We start from the raw sequence: 12,735 nt of genomic DNA, 5'->3' as shown, positions 1-12,735 counted from the left end.
GTTTCGACTGCGCCGGAAGTGGGGCGAATTATAGAGATCTGAAATCTGCCGTCAAGCACTGATTTGAACTTTCTATCAACAAATACAAATTAGCGGCTATATATAGACGCGCCCGCAGTGATTGCGCAGTATATTGCACAAAATCAAGACTAATATACCAAGCTCTCTACTTCGGACGATGCCTCTCAATGAATGATCAGCCTCGCAGCCTTGCCTCGACCCTGTTTTCGGTAGGCCTGCTATTAATAGCCATGGCGTCGATCCAGTCCGGTGCCTCCCTGGCCAAAAGCATGTTCCCGGTAATCGGCGCCCAGGGCACCACCACCCTGCGTCTGATCTTTGCCAGCGTGATCATGCTGCTGATACTGCGACCGTGGCGAGCCAAGCTAACCGCCAAATCACTGCGCACGGTCATCGTCTACGGCATGGCACTGGGGGGAATGAACTTCCTCTTCTATATGTCCCTGCAAACAATCCCCTTGGGTATCGCGGTAGCCTTGGAGTTCACCGGTCCCCTGGCCGTCGCCATCTACGCATCCCGCAGGGCAATCGACTTTCTATGGATTGCCCTGGCGGCTGTCGGCCTGCTGTTGCTGATCCCGACAGGCGCGACAACGGCAGCCATCGATCCACTGGGCGCGGGATACGCACTGGGCGCAGGTGTTTGCTGGGCGTTGTACATTCTTTTCGGTCAGAAAGCCGGCGCCGATCATGGCGTTCAGACCGCCGCGCTGGGCGTGATGATTGCCGCGCTTTTCGTCGCTCCGATCGGCTTTGTCCACGCCGGCAGCGCACTGCTGACGCCATCCCTGCTCCCGATCGCCCTCGGCGTCGCCATCCTGTCCACGGCACTGCCTTACACCCTGGAGATGCTCGCCCTCACTCGCATGCCGGCCAGAACCTTCGGCACCCTGATGAGCATCGAGCCGGCCTTTGGCGCGCTGTCAGGTTTGTTGTTCCTTCATGAATACCTCTCGCTGTCACAGTGGATGGCTATCCTGTGCATCATCCTGGCTTCTGTCGGCGCAACCATGACCATGGGCAGTGCCGCAAAGCCCGCCGTTGCGGCGGATTAACGCAAGATGTGAAGAGGTGCTGGTATTTACCGTTCAATTAGGCCATGTTTAGGCCCGCAACCCAGTGTCAGACATGGACTTTTCAGGATAGGGATATCAGAACGCTTCATACGAAAAGCGATTACTGCGAGACCGGGCGTCAGATCCGGAATGCACCAAGGAAAGCAATGAAACGAATTTTGATACTGATCGCCGTACTTGCAGTTGCGGGCTGTGCGGCGACCACGAAGACCCAGATCAAGCACGGCAAGAAAGGGCTACACATCAACTGCTCAGGCCTCTCGTCCTCCTGGGACAAGTGCTACAGCAGTGCCGCCAATTCTTGCGCTCCCAAGGGATACAAGGTCATCGCGAAGTCAGGGGATGGGGTGGAGGAGCCGGGGGATTACCCCTTCGGTCTCAATCCGGCGGGCTATACCAGCCGCAGCATGATTGTCATCTGCAAATGATGTGAGGCCGTCAGGCGTTCGGATCTGCAATCTGGCGACCGATCTCATCGTAACTCGACTTCAGCACCCTTTGCTGAAGCTCTGGTGTGGCAAGCATCCGTGCCACCACCAACGCTCCGATGCATTGCGACAGGACGGCCCAGGCCAGGCTGTCGCTCTCCAGCACCTGCGCCCAACTTTCCTGCAACTGACAAATCCAGTGCTCCGCCTGCTGACGAATCGCCTCATCGCAGCGAGCGATCTCGGCGCCCAGTGCGGGCAAGGCACAGCCGCTTTCCGGATGCTCGACATGGGACATGCTGAGATAACGTTTCAGGCAGCGCTCAAGCTTTTCGCGATCCCGATCAGCTCCCAATCGCTCCAGACTCTGCCGTAGTTCACGCTCGACGATTGAAGCGAACAGTTCATCCTTGGACGAAAAATGGCTGTAGAACGCCCCACCACTCAAGCCGATCGCCTTCATCAAGCCGTCGACACCCACCGTGGAAAAACCCGACTTCTTGGCGGACACCGCGCTGCTTTGCAGCAGCTTTTCCCGGGTTTCCAGCTTGTGATTGACCGAGTATCGCATTGCCCTTCCCTCAGAATTGGCCACCTTGACGCTGCGCGAATCGTAGCATAACGTTCGTTTAGTTAACGATCGTTTACCAAAGGGATCTGCCCATGAATAACAAGAAGGTCGTACTGGTCGTCGGCGCAGGTGATGCCACCGGCGGCGCCATTGCCAAACGCTTTGCCAAGGAAGGATTTGTCGCCTGCGTCACTCGTCGAAGCGCAGACAAGTTACAGCCGCTGGTCGAGACCATCCGCGCCAGTGGCGGCCAGGCCCATGGGTTTGCCTGCGATGCCCGCAAGGAAGAAGAGGTCGTCGCCCTGATCGAGCAGATTGAAAACGAGTTTGGGCCCATCGAAGCATTTGTCTTCAACATCGGCGCTAACGTGCCCTGCAGCATCCTCGAAGAAACCGCCCGCAAGTATTTCAAGATCTGGGAAATGGCCTGCTTCTCGGGTTTTCTCAACGCCCGCGAAGTGGCCATCCGCATGGCGCGGCGCCAACGTGGAACGATCCTGTTTACCGGTGCAACCGCCGGCATGCGGGGAGCTGCCGGTTTCGCCGCGTTCGCCGGCGCCAAACACGGCATCCGCGCCTTGGCGCAAAGCATGGCCCGCGAATTGGGCCCGATGAATATTCACGTCGCGCACGTCGTCGTCGACGGAGCCATCGATACCGACTTCATCCGGGAATCCTTTCCCGAAAAATACGCGACCAAGGATCAGGACGGCATTCTCAACCCTGAACACATTGCCGAGAATTACTGGTACCTGCACAACCAGCCCCGTGACGCCTGGACGTTCGAGCTGGATCTGCGCCCCTGGAATGAACGCTGGTAAGCCCTCCTCTACAACAATAAACAGCTAACAATAAACAGAGCGCATCGACCATGAGCAAAACAGTGGAGTTCTATTTTGACCTGGGCAGCCCCGCCACCTACCTGGCGTACACCCAGCTGCCGAAAATCTGCGAGCAAACCGACAGCCAGCTGGTCTTCATCCCGATCCTGCTCGGCGGTGTATTCAAAGCGACCGGCAACGCCTCTCCGGCGACCATCCCGGCCAAGGGTCGCTACATGCTTCAGGACCTCGATCGTTATGCCAGGCGCTATGGCGTGACGCTGAAGTACAGCCCGCACTTCCCGATCAACACCCTGATGCTGATGCGCGCCGTCACCGGTATCCAGTTGCGCCATCCCGAGCGTTTTGCCGCCTTTATCGATTGCCTGTTCAAGGCCCTGTGGGATGAAGGCCAAAGTCTCGATGACCCGGCAACCGTCGCGACCGTGCTGACCCGCAACGGTTTCGACCCCCACGAAACATTGGCCCTGACAGCCGATGAGGACATCAAGGCCGCGCTCAAGGACAACACCGAAAGAGCCGTTCAACGCGGCGTTTTCGGTGCCCCCAGCATGTTTGTCGGAGACGAAATGTTCTTCGGTCAGGACCGCCTGGAATTCGTTCGCCAGGCCCTGAGTTAAATCTCGATGACCAACCGCCCTTGTGCAGCTCCCGACTTGAGCAGCTCATGGGCGGCCTCGGCGCTTTCCAGGGTGAACCGGCGCGAGTCGACAATCGGTTTGAGCTTGCCGGCTTCGATCAGGCGCGACGCCTCACCCAGTATTTCCCCATGATGTTCACGCCCTTCACCGGTCAGGAGCGGCAGCAAGGTGAAGACTCCGGAATAGCTCGCCCCGCGAAATGACAGCGGCGCGAGGCTGTGCTGCCCCCATCCCAGGCAACTCACTACATGACCGTGATAAACCCGCGCCGCCTTGAAAGACGCATCCAGGGTTTCGCCGCCCACGGTGTCATAAACGATATCGAAGCCCTCCCCGCCCGTATGCTCAGCCACATAGTCCTCGACTGACGATTTGCCATAGTCGATAAAGGTAGCCCCCAGACTCTCGATGATCCGCTGGCTTCGAGCCGAGCCCGTGGCAAACACCTCGGCACCGAAAGCGCGAGCGATCTGCACGGCGACGTGACCTACACCACCCGCTCCGCCATGTATCAAGACCTTCTGCCCCGCCCGCACCCGCGCCCGATCGACCAGCCCTTCCCACGCGGTAATCAATACCAGGGGCAACCCCGCCGCTTCACGCATGCTCAGATTGTTCGGTTTGCGAGCCAGCAACCGCGCGTCGACGACCGCGTACTCCGCCAGCGAACCCTGGGCCCCGCCAATCCCCGTGGCCATCGCGTAGACTTCATCGCCAGGCGTCCAGCCACCGACGCCAGCGCCCACAGCTTCCACGGTCCCCGCCAGATCCATACCCAACACCGCAGGCAGAGGCTGACGCGCATGACCGGCCTGACCCGCACGGATCTTCCCGTCCAGCGGGTTCACCCCACTGGCCGCAATCCTTACCAGCACCTGCCCTGCCCCGAGCACCGGACGATCGATGGAAGCCAGACGGAAAGGCGCATTGGCCGAATCAACCATCAGCGCACGCATTTGCAGTGAGTCAGTCATTTCGATATTTCCTGTCAGAAGAAGAGTCAGGACTGATCTTCCGCCAACCGACTCATGCCGATAAGACGCCATATCGCTATAGTGAACATGCCCATCCGGCATGAATGAGAGACGCTGTGGATAAACTCAACGCAATGGCCGTTTTCGTGCGCGTGGTCGAACGCGGCAGCTTTTCCGCCGTCGCACGTGAATTGCAGACCAGCCAGCCGACCATCAGCAAGGTGCTACGTGCGCTGGAAACGCAACTCGGCGGAAAGCTGATTGCCCGCAGCACCCGCAAGCTATCCCTCACCGATGAAGGCCAGCGCTATTACAGCGAATGCCGGCAGATCCTTGCCGCAGTGGACGCCGCCGAGCACAGTTTCCAGTCCGGCCGGGAGTCCATCGCCGGACCGCTAAAAATCGGTTCCTCGGTCAGCTTCGGTCGATTGCAGATTGCCCCGCGCCTGGCGCAATTCCTCAAGCAAAACCCAAACGTGCAGATCGACCTGCAACTGAGCGATCAGAATCAGGATCTGGTCAGCGAAGGCCTGGACGTCACCTTCCGTATCGGCGCACTGAACGACAGCGGCCTGATTGCCCGTCATGTCGGCACTACCCACCGGGTTACCGTCGCGGCACCGCAATACCTGAAACAACACGGCCAGCCGCAAACCCCTGAAGAACTCAGCCAGCACAACTGCCTGCTGTTCAACCTGCTCAGCACCCAGAATCTATGGACGTACGAAGGCCACGAAGTGCGGATCAAGGGCAACGCGCAAAGTAACAACTCCGAAGCGATTCGCGAGATGGTATTGGGAGGTTTGGGAATATCGCTGTCGCCGGTGTGGCTGTTCAGCGAGGACCTGAAGGCGGGAAGAGTGACTGCGATCCTGCAGGACTACGTTGCGCAATCCCTGCCGATCTATGCCGTGTCCCCGGCGAATCGTCGCCAATCCGCCAGGGTCAGGGCCTTCGTCGATTACATGAGCCAGGCGCTGGAGTCAGCGCCTGAACTGCAAGCGATCAAATAGCGGCCGTGCGAGTGTTCAACCACTCCAGTGGCGCACCTTCGAGCAACGGGCTCAAACGCTGACGCACTTCGGCGTGGTAGGCGTTGAACCACTGCTTTTCCTCTTCGCTGAGCAGCGACGGAATCAGGCAGCGGGTGTCGATCGGGCACAGGGTCAGGGTTTCGAATTCCAGGAACTCGCCGAACTCGCTGCTGCCCGCCTCGCGGTTCATCGCCAGGTTCTCGATACGCACGCCCCAACGGCCCGGACGGTAGGTGCCCGGTTCGATGGAGGTGATCATGCCCGGCTGCATCGCGGTTTGCGGCGCAGGCGCGGCCTGATAGGCGATCACTTGCGGACCTTCGTGAACGTTGAGGAAGTAGCCGACGCCGTGACCGGTGCCGTGACCGTAGTCGACATTCTCGGCCCAGATCGGCGCACGGGCGATGGCGTCGAGCAGCGGCGACAGGATGCCTTTGGGGAACCGTGCACGGGACAGGGCAATCACGCCCTTGAGCACGCGGGTGCAATCGCGCTTCTGCTCTTCGGTCGGGGTACCCACCGCCACCATCCGCGTGATGTCGGTGGTGCCGCCCAGGTACTGGCCGCCGGAGTCGATCAGCAACAGGCCGTCACCCTCGATCACCGCGTGTTCTTCTTCGGTGGCGTGGTAGTGCGGCATAGCGCCGTTGGCGTTGTACGCGGCGATGGTGTTGAAGCTCAGCGACACATAATCCGGACGACGCTCGCGTGCGGCGGTGAGTTTTTCGTCGATGGTCAGCTCGGTGATGCGCTCATTGCCCATCGCCGAGTCGAGCCAGGTGAAGAATTCGCAGAGTGCCGCGCCGTCCTGCTCCATGGCCTGACGAATGTGTTCGGCATCGGCCAGGCTCTTCTGCGACTTGGCCAGGGTGGTCGGGTTCAAACCTTCGACCAGTTTCACGCCACTATCGAGATTGCCCAGCAGGCCAGCTGTCACACGGGCCGGATCGACCAGCAGGCTTGCCCCACCAGGCACCGCAGCCAGTGCCGCGGCCACTTCGCTGTAATCACGCAGCGTCACGCCATCCTTTTCCAGAGCCGCACGCAGCTCGGCATCGACCTTGCTCAGCGCAACGAACAGGGTGGCCTGCTGCTGGCTGATCAAGGCGAAGGACACGAACACCGGGTTGAACGACACGTCGCCACCGCGCAGGTTGAACAGCCAGGCAATGTCGTCGAGGGTGGCAATGAAATGCCAGTCGGCACCTTTTGCCTGCAGGGTTTCGCGCAGCTTGGCGAGTTTTTCGCCACGGCTGACGGTGGCCTGCGGCGCCTTGTGCTGATAGAGCGGCGCGTTCGGCAGCGTCGGGCGATCGCTCCAGACTTCGTTCAGCAGGTCGATGTCGGTACGCAGACGCGCGCCGCGCTCCTCCAGCTTGTTGCCCAGTGTACGCGCCGAAGCCACGGCCATCACCGCGCCATCGACTGCGACCACGCCGCCTTCAGGGGTCTGCTCGGCCAGCCAGTCCAGCGGGCTCGGTTGACCCGGTTGCAGCTTGACCAGCTCGATGCCGCTGCCCTTGAGTTCCTTGGTTGCCTGTTCCCAGTAACGGCTGTCGGCCCAGACACCGGCGAAATCCGGGGTCACGATCAGGGTGCCGACCGAGCCATGGAAGCCCGACAACCACTGGCGCCCTTGCCAGTAGCCCGGCAGGTATTCGGACAGGTGCGGGTCGGCCGACGGCACCAGAAGCGCGTGAATGCCCTCCCGGCTCATCAGCTCACGGGTTTGCGCCAGGCGCTGGGGCACCGATCCATTGATCGAAGACTGCGTACTCATCGTAACTCCTGCTAACCACTCATCATTGTTGTTTAAAGCCGATCAACGTCGGCCTTTATCGCCTACTGCCAGAATGCCGGAGCATTGGCGCAGGCCGCTTTAATCAGTTGTGCCGCCTGGTCGATGTCCTGCTCGGTGGTGAACCGTCCCAGGCTGAGGCGGATGGTGCGACCGGCCGAGCGGGCGTCATGCCCCAAAGCCAGCAACACGTGGGAAGGCGTATTGCTCGCCGAATTGCAGGCCGAGGTCGCGGAGAACGCGATCGAAGCCAGCAAAGCTGTCGAATTGAATTCGCCTTCGCTGAACGTCAGGCTCAGGGTGTGGGGTATGCGTTGCTCGGGGCTGCCGTTGAGACGCACGCCCGGCATGCCGAGCAATTGATCGAGCAGACGCTCGCGCAGCACGACGATCCGCGTCTTTTCTTCAGCGAATGCCGCCGATGCCAGGGCGAACGCCTCACCCATGGCCACGATCTGATGGGTCGCCAGGGTGCCGGAACGCAAGCCGCCTTCGTGGCCTCCGCCGTGGATCTGCGCCAGCACGCGCTGCTGTGCTCGCGGGCCGACATACAGCGCGCCGACTCCCTTGGGGCCGTAGAGTTTGTGGGCGGAGAAGGACATCAGATCCACCGGCCATTCGGCCAGATCAATCGCCACCTTGCCGGCACCCTGGGCCGCGTCGACATGGAACAGCGCCTGCCGCTCACGCACCACCTGGCCGATCGCAGGAATGTCGTTGACCGTGCCCAGTTCGTTGTTCACCAGCATCAGCGACACCAGGAAGGTGTCTTCGCGCATCGCCTCGCTGACCGCTTGCGGGGTGATCAGGCCATCGGCGTCCGGAACCAGATAGGTCACCGCAACACCGGCTTCCTGCAATTGCCGGGCGGTATCGAGGACGGCCTTGTGTTCGATCTGGCTGGTGATGATGTGGCCGCCGGCTGCGCCGCGGGCCTGGACGACACCCTTGAGGGCGAGGTTGTTGGATTCGGTGGCGCCGCTGGTCCAGACGATCTGCTCGGGCGTGGCGCCCACCAGTTCAGCGACTTGCCGCCGTGCCAGCTCGACCGACTGCCGGGCCTGCTGGCCGAATGCGTGGGAGCTGGAGGCCGGATTGCCGAAATTGCCGTTGAAGCCCAGACACTCGACCATGACCTTGATGACTCGCTCATCCACCGGCGTGGTGGCGGCGTAGTCGAAATACAACGGACGTTTATTCATATATGACTCGCAGAGCGTGTTCCGGGGTCAGGAGGCTCGTGACTGCAAACGCCAAAACGCAGCCTTGTGAGCTGCGTTGCGGATTCAGAACGCTACCAATACCTGATCGGATGCCGTTAAAGAAGTCCAACTTCATTAAAAGTGCGTAGGTACGCTCCTGAAAAGCCAGCTTACAGGCATCGGGCAACCGGAAGAAGCGGCGAGTCAGCTAAAGCTTTCGTGCAGGATCGGATACAGCGAAGCCACCAGCAGCGCCGCCATGCCCCAGTTGAACACGCGCAACCAGCGGCGATCCTTCAATACATTGCGCAGCAGCGTGCCGCAGGCGGCCCAGAGCCCGACGCTCGGCAGGTTGATCAGGGCGAAGACCGCGGCAATCACGATGACGTTGGTGAAGTAGCCCTGCATCGGCGTGTAAGTGCTGATGGCGCCAATGGCCATGATCCAGGCCTTGGGGTTGACCCATTGAAAGGCGGCGGCACCCAGGTAGCTGATGGGTTTGCCTTCACTCTGCTGACTGTCGGACACCGGTCCGGAATGGGCGATCTTCCAGGCCAGGTACAGCAGATAAACAGCGCCGACGTAACGCAGCACGGTGTAGAGCACCGGGTAAGTCTGGAACACCGCGCCCAGGCCGAAACCGACCGCCACGACCAGCGCGAAGAAGCCGCAGGAAATGCCGAGCATATGGGGAATGGTGCGGTTGAACCCGAAATTCACGCCGGATGCCAGCAACATGGTGTTGTTCGGACCGGGTGTGATCGAGGTGACAAGGGCAAACAGGGCGAAGCCCAGCAGCAGATCGAGTGAGAGCGTCATGGGTGGCAGTCCGTCAGGGTCGGTCAGGTATTGACCCTATCGCACACCCTTGAGGAAACCCATGGACAGTTGAGCAAAAGTTCGATCGGTACAGTTTTTGTTCAGCTTGCGCGGCCGTGCAGCTGTACAGCACGCTCGGCATTCATCTCGCCCTGCTGGTCGAAGCCGAAGGTTTTCTGTGGCTGACCGAGCAACTCGGCTTTTTTCGCGTGGTATTCATCGAAGGACAAACCCTGGCGATTCAAGGCTTCCATCGCCAGTTCGCGGGTTTCCTCAGCGGTGTAGGGCCGCAGTTCCGGGGAGACATGGGTGGCACATCCGGCGAGAACGGAAAGGCTTAACAGCAGGAAAGAGGTGATCAGCGTTTTCATGTCTGGCGTCCTGGCAATCTGGGTTTTGGGCAATGAACACAGGCTACCCGCGTCTCCGGATGAGCAGAAATCATCACTCTCGATAGTCGCTATCAAGTTTTTCTAATGCCCGAATGACATATCTCTTTATGACCTATAAATAGTTTTTAATATTATTTTACGGAATAACAGCAACACTTTATAAATCGGCTCATGACCCACTGGATTCATAGCCTGCCTTACAAGGAGCATGCCTCCATGCAACTGCTGACCCTACCACCCTCGCCCGCACTGGCCACTTCGATCCGCGCCACCGCACAGGTGTTCGAAGACCCGCAATCCCAGGCCCTGCTGGCACACCTGCAACAAATCGCGCCCAGTGAAGCCAGCGTGCTGATCATTGGCGAAACCGGCACCGGCAAGGAGCTGGTCGCCCGACATATCCACAGCCTCAGTGCCCGACGCCATCGCCCCTTCGTGGCGGTCAATTGCGGCGCGTTTTCCGAATCCCTGGTGGAGGCCGAATTGTTCGGCCATGAAAAAGGCGCGTTCACCGGCGCCCTGAGTGCCAAGGCCGGCTGGTTCGAAGAGGCGGACGGCGGCACCCTGTTCCTCGATGAAATCGGCGACTTGCCGATGGCCATCCAGGTCAAGTTGCTGCGGGTGTTGCAGGAACGGGAAGTGGTGCGTCTGGGTTCGCGCAAGAGTATTCCCATCAATGTGCGGGTGCTGGCGGCGACCAATGTGCAGCTGGAAAAAGCCATCAACGCCGGACATTTTCGCGAGGACCTGTACTACCGGCTCGACGTTGTAAGCCTGGATCTCAGCCCGCTGCGCGATCGTCCGGGGGACATCCTGCCGCTGACCCGCCATTTCATCGACGTCTACAGCCAGCGCCTGGGTTACGGCGCGATCACCCTGAGCAAGGAGGCCGAGCTGAAGCTGCGCAGCTACAGCTGGCCGGGCAACATCCGCGAACTGGAAAACGTCATACATCACACCTTGTTGATTTGCCGTAACGGGGTGATCGAGCGTGATGACCTGCGACTGTCGAACCTGCGAATCGAACGGCAGGACGATGCTCACCCGCAACTCGACGACAGCGCCGAAGCACTACTCGACCGGGCCTTCCAGAAGCTATTCGAAGAACAGGCCGGCGCCTTGCACGAGAAAGTCGAAGACGCCTTGTTGCGGGCGGCCTACCGCTTCAGCCACTACAACCAGGTGCACACCGCCGCGCTGCTGGGGTTGAGCCGCAACGTGACCCGCACCCGCCTGATCAAGATCGGCGAACTGGCGGTGAACAAGCGCCGTCCGCTGGAAAACGTCCAGGGCGAGCGTTTGATGCAGCTCTCGATCTAGAGCACCAGATTGCAGTGCAACGCCCGGTCCTGGCTGAGTTCCAGGCTGTGCAGCACCTGGAATGAACCGAAGGTGACGGTCTTCGCCTGATGGGCGCGGATCAGTTGCCAGAAATCCTGCTCGCCGCTTTCAAAGCCCTGGAACGCGGCCTCCCCGGCCTCGCGGGTTTGCCATTGCAGATAATTGAGCACCCGCCGGCCATCGTCGCTGGCCTGGATGCTGGCACTCAGAAAGCCACTGCAGTGCTGGGCCAGGCGCTCGGTCTGCTGCGACAGCGCCGTCACCAGCGCCAATTGCTGATGGGGTTCGATTTCGAATTCGATCAACTGGGTGAAACTGCGATTTTTCTCCGGCGCTTGCATGAACACTCCCCCGCTTGCTGTAGGACGGATCTTGCGATCCGAAGGCGTGCAGGTTAAAACCTCTAGTTAACTAGAGGTCAAGGAGCTTTTTTCAAATGATCAGCCCGGAGCAAGTGCACAAGGAACTCACCGTCGGCCAACTGGCGGCGCGCAGCGGTGTGGCGGTCACGGCGCTGCATTTCTATGAATCCAAAGGTTTGATCAAAAGCAGCCGCAATCAGGGCAACCAGAGGCGATATCCACGAGGGGTGCTGCGGCGGGTGGCGCTGATCAAGGTCGCCCAGCGCCTGGGGGTGCCCCTGGCGGAGATTGGCGAGGCGCTCAAGAACTTGCCCGACAACCGCGCGCCGACGGCGACGGACTGGAAGCTGTTGTCGGAGCAGTGGAGTCGGGATCTGGATGAGCGCATCCGGCAATTGACTCTGCTGCGCGACAGGCTCAATGGCTGCATTGGCTGCGGTTGTCTGTCGATGGAGGCGTGCCCGTTGCGCAATTCCGGGGATGTATTGGGAGAGCAAGGGCCTGGGGCGCAGTTGCTGGAATCGAAATAATCACCTGCTTCTTTGACGATGTGGCTGGCGCAGGCTGCGATTTTTTTGTGAACTCGACGCCTGCAGAGGATCAAAATCAAAAGATCGCAGCCAACTGTGCACGGTATAGCCAGCTCCTATATTTAACCGTTCGGCTGGACCCGATCGTTTATTCACAAGAAAGGAGAACTGTCATGAGCGTCAAACCGATTCCAGAGGGTTATCACAGCATCACCCCATACCTGGGCATCGCAAAAGCCGCCGAGGCCATCGAGTTCTACAAGAAGGCCTTCGGCGCCGTCGAAGTCATGCGCCTGTCCATGCCCGACGGCGGTATCGGCCATGCCGAGCTGCGCATCGGCGACTGCCCGATCATGCTCGGCACGCCGTGCGATCAGGGGCCGTTGAGCAATCCCGATCAATCGCCGTCGGTGGGCTTGCATCTGTATGTGAACGATGTGGACAAGTCCTATCAACAGGCGATTGCCGCTGGCGGCATTGTGGTGTCGGAGGTCAAGGATCAGTTCTATGGCGACCGTTCGGGGACCTTGCGGGATCCCTATGGTCATTTGTGGTTTCTGGCGAGCCGCAAGGAAGATCTGACCCAGGAGCAGATCGAGCAGCGGGCCAGGGAGATGTTTCAGCAGGGTTGAAGTTTTGTTGCCTGAACCGGCCAATCGCGAGCAGGCTCGCTCCCACAGTTGATTCTGTTCACAGCAGATCCC

The 12,735-nt window shown here is 60.0% G+C and carries 15 protein-coding genes; 8 read left to right on the top strand and 7 right to left on the bottom strand.

Annotation, left to right across the window (positions count from 1 at the left end):
• Positions 1-188: 188 nt before the first annotated feature.
• Positions 189-1,076: a threonine/homoserine exporter RhtA gene (rhtA, locus tag ACW9JE_RS23070; protein WP_457434049.1), complete on the top strand. Its 888-nt coding sequence runs from the start codon at positions 189-191 to the stop codon at positions 1,074-1,076.
• A gap of 167 nt (positions 1,077-1,243) precedes the next feature.
• Entirely contained in the window at positions 1,244-1,525 is a 282-nt protein-coding gene (locus ACW9JE_RS23065) for a hypothetical protein (RefSeq protein ID WP_224540877.1), read from the top strand.
• A gap of 10 nt (positions 1,526-1,535) precedes the next feature.
• Here ACW9JE_RS23065 and ACW9JE_RS23060 read toward each other — a convergent pair whose 3' ends face one another.
• Entirely contained in the window at positions 1,536-2,096 is a 561-nt protein-coding gene (locus ACW9JE_RS23060) for a TetR/AcrR family transcriptional regulator (protein WP_224540875.1), read from the bottom strand.
• Positions 2,097-2,188: 92 nt separating this feature from the next.
• Between ACW9JE_RS23060 and ACW9JE_RS23055 the strand changes: the two genes are divergently transcribed.
• On the top strand, positions 2,189-2,917 hold the full coding sequence (locus ACW9JE_RS23055; protein ID WP_224540873.1) for an SDR family oxidoreductase: 729 nt from the start codon (positions 2,189-2,191) through the stop codon (positions 2,915-2,917).
• Between the two features lie 50 nt (positions 2,918-2,967).
• Complete coding sequence (locus tag ACW9JE_RS23050; RefSeq protein ID WP_224540871.1) at positions 2,968-3,558, top strand: 2-hydroxychromene-2-carboxylate isomerase; 591 nt, start codon at positions 2,968-2,970, stop codon at positions 3,556-3,558.
• On the opposite strand, the gene ACW9JE_RS23045 is transcribed toward ACW9JE_RS23050, so the two are convergent.
• Positions 3,555-4,553 (bottom strand): zinc-dependent alcohol dehydrogenase family protein, encoded by a 999-nt coding sequence (locus ACW9JE_RS23045; protein ID WP_224540869.1) that lies wholly within the window; start codon positions 4,551-4,553, stop codon positions 3,555-3,557. The genes ACW9JE_RS23050 and ACW9JE_RS23045 overlap by 4 nt on opposite strands.
• Positions 4,554-4,657: 104 nt before the next feature.
• Here ACW9JE_RS23045 and ACW9JE_RS23040 point away from each other — a divergent pair, with 104 nt between their 5' ends.
• Positions 4,658-5,566 carry a LysR family transcriptional regulator gene (locus ACW9JE_RS23040; protein ID WP_457434048.1) on the top strand — a complete coding sequence of 303 codons (909 nt, stop codon included), beginning with the start codon at positions 4,658-4,660 and terminating at the stop codon, positions 5,564-5,566.
• Here the strand turns inward: ACW9JE_RS23040 and ACW9JE_RS23035 are convergent.
• From ACW9JE_RS23035 to ACW9JE_RS23020, 4 genes are all read right to left on the bottom strand, one after another.
• Positions 5,559-7,367 carry an aminopeptidase P family protein gene (locus tag ACW9JE_RS23035; protein WP_457434047.1) on the bottom strand — a complete coding sequence of 603 codons (1,809 nt, stop codon included), beginning with the start codon at positions 7,365-7,367 and terminating at the stop codon, positions 5,559-5,561. The two genes, ACW9JE_RS23040 and ACW9JE_RS23035, sit on opposite strands and share 8 nt — an antisense overlap.
• 62 nt (positions 7,368-7,429) lie before the next feature.
• Positions 7,430-8,587 (bottom strand): aminotransferase class V-fold PLP-dependent enzyme, encoded by a 1,158-nt coding sequence (locus ACW9JE_RS23030; protein WP_457434046.1) that lies wholly within the window; start codon positions 8,585-8,587, stop codon positions 7,430-7,432.
• Positions 8,588-8,791: 204 nt separating this feature from the next.
• Positions 8,792-9,406 carry a LysE family translocator gene (locus tag ACW9JE_RS23025; RefSeq protein ID WP_457434045.1) on the bottom strand — a complete coding sequence of 205 codons (615 nt, stop codon included), beginning with the start codon at positions 9,404-9,406 and terminating at the stop codon, positions 8,792-8,794.
• Between the two features lie 101 nt (positions 9,407-9,507).
• Complete coding sequence (locus ACW9JE_RS23020) at positions 9,508-9,777, bottom strand: hypothetical protein (RefSeq protein WP_457434044.1); 270 nt, start codon at positions 9,775-9,777, stop codon at positions 9,508-9,510.
• 237 nt (positions 9,778-10,014) lie between these two features.
• Here ACW9JE_RS23020 and ACW9JE_RS23015 point away from each other — a divergent pair, with 237 nt between their 5' ends.
• On the top strand, positions 10,015-11,118 hold the full coding sequence (locus tag ACW9JE_RS23015; RefSeq protein ID WP_457434043.1) for a sigma-54 interaction domain-containing protein: 1,104 nt from the start codon (positions 10,015-10,017) through the stop codon (positions 11,116-11,118).
• Here ACW9JE_RS23015 and ACW9JE_RS23010 read toward each other — a convergent pair.
• Positions 11,115-11,480, bottom strand: coding sequence for an antibiotic biosynthesis monooxygenase (locus ACW9JE_RS23010; protein ID WP_457434042.1), 366 nt, complete (start codon positions 11,478-11,480; stop codon positions 11,115-11,117). The two genes, ACW9JE_RS23015 and ACW9JE_RS23010, sit on opposite strands and share 4 nt — an antisense overlap.
• A gap of 95 nt (positions 11,481-11,575) precedes the next feature.
• Between ACW9JE_RS23010 and soxR the strand changes: the two genes are divergently transcribed.
• A complete protein-coding gene (soxR, locus tag ACW9JE_RS23005) occupies positions 11,576-12,031 on the top strand; it encodes a redox-sensitive transcriptional activator SoxR (protein WP_224540854.1) in 456 nt (151 codons plus the stop codon).
• Between the two features lie 173 nt (positions 12,032-12,204).
• Complete coding sequence (locus ACW9JE_RS23000) at positions 12,205-12,663, top strand: VOC family protein (RefSeq protein ID WP_457434041.1); 459 nt, start codon at positions 12,205-12,207, stop codon at positions 12,661-12,663.
• Positions 12,664-12,735 lie beyond the last annotated feature (72 nt).

The organism is Pseudomonas sp. SDO55104_S430 (genome assembly GCF_054070595.1).
This window is presented reverse-complemented; position numbering and strand designations above follow the sequence as displayed.

Coding starts and splice junctions, on each gene's coding strand:
- rhtA (WP_457434049.1), top strand. CDS start 189: ATGAATGATCAGCCTCGCAGCCTTGCCTCGACCCTGTTTTCGGTAGGC.
- ACW9JE_RS23065 (WP_224540877.1), top strand. CDS start 1,244: ATGAAACGAATTTTGATACTGATCGCCGTACTTGCAGTTGCGGGCTGT.
- ACW9JE_RS23060 (WP_224540875.1), bottom strand. CDS start 2,096: ATGCGATACTCGGTCAATCACAAGCTGGAAACCCGGGAAAAGCTGCTG.
- ACW9JE_RS23055 (WP_224540873.1), top strand. CDS start 2,189: ATGAATAACAAGAAGGTCGTACTGGTCGTCGGCGCAGGTGATGCCACC.
- ACW9JE_RS23050 (WP_224540871.1), top strand. CDS start 2,968: ATGAGCAAAACAGTGGAGTTCTATTTTGACCTGGGCAGCCCCGCCACC.
- ACW9JE_RS23045 (WP_224540869.1), bottom strand. CDS start 4,553: ATGACTGACTCACTGCAAATGCGTGCGCTGATGGTTGATTCGGCCAAT.
- ACW9JE_RS23040 (WP_457434048.1), top strand. CDS start 4,658: ATGAGAGACGCTGTGGATAAACTCAACGCAATGGCCGTTTTCGTGCGC.
- ACW9JE_RS23035 (WP_457434047.1), bottom strand. CDS start 7,367: ATGAGTACGCAGTCTTCGATCAATGGATCGGTGCCCCAGCGCCTGGCG.
- ACW9JE_RS23030 (WP_457434046.1), bottom strand. CDS start 8,587: ATGAATAAACGTCCGTTGTATTTCGACTACGCCGCCACCACGCCGGTG.
- ACW9JE_RS23025 (WP_457434045.1), bottom strand. CDS start 9,406: ATGACGCTCTCACTCGATCTGCTGCTGGGCTTCGCCCTGTTTGCCCTT.
- ACW9JE_RS23020 (WP_457434044.1), bottom strand. CDS start 9,777: ATGAAAACGCTGATCACCTCTTTCCTGCTGTTAAGCCTTTCCGTTCTC.
- ACW9JE_RS23015 (WP_457434043.1), top strand. CDS start 10,015: ATGCAACTGCTGACCCTACCACCCTCGCCCGCACTGGCCACTTCGATC.
- ACW9JE_RS23010 (WP_457434042.1), bottom strand. CDS start 11,480: ATGCAAGCGCCGGAGAAAAATCGCAGTTTCACCCAGTTGATCGAATTC.
- soxR (WP_224540854.1), top strand. CDS start 11,576: ATGATCAGCCCGGAGCAAGTGCACAAGGAACTCACCGTCGGCCAACTG.
- ACW9JE_RS23000 (WP_457434041.1), top strand. CDS start 12,205: ATGAGCGTCAAACCGATTCCAGAGGGTTATCACAGCATCACCCCATAC.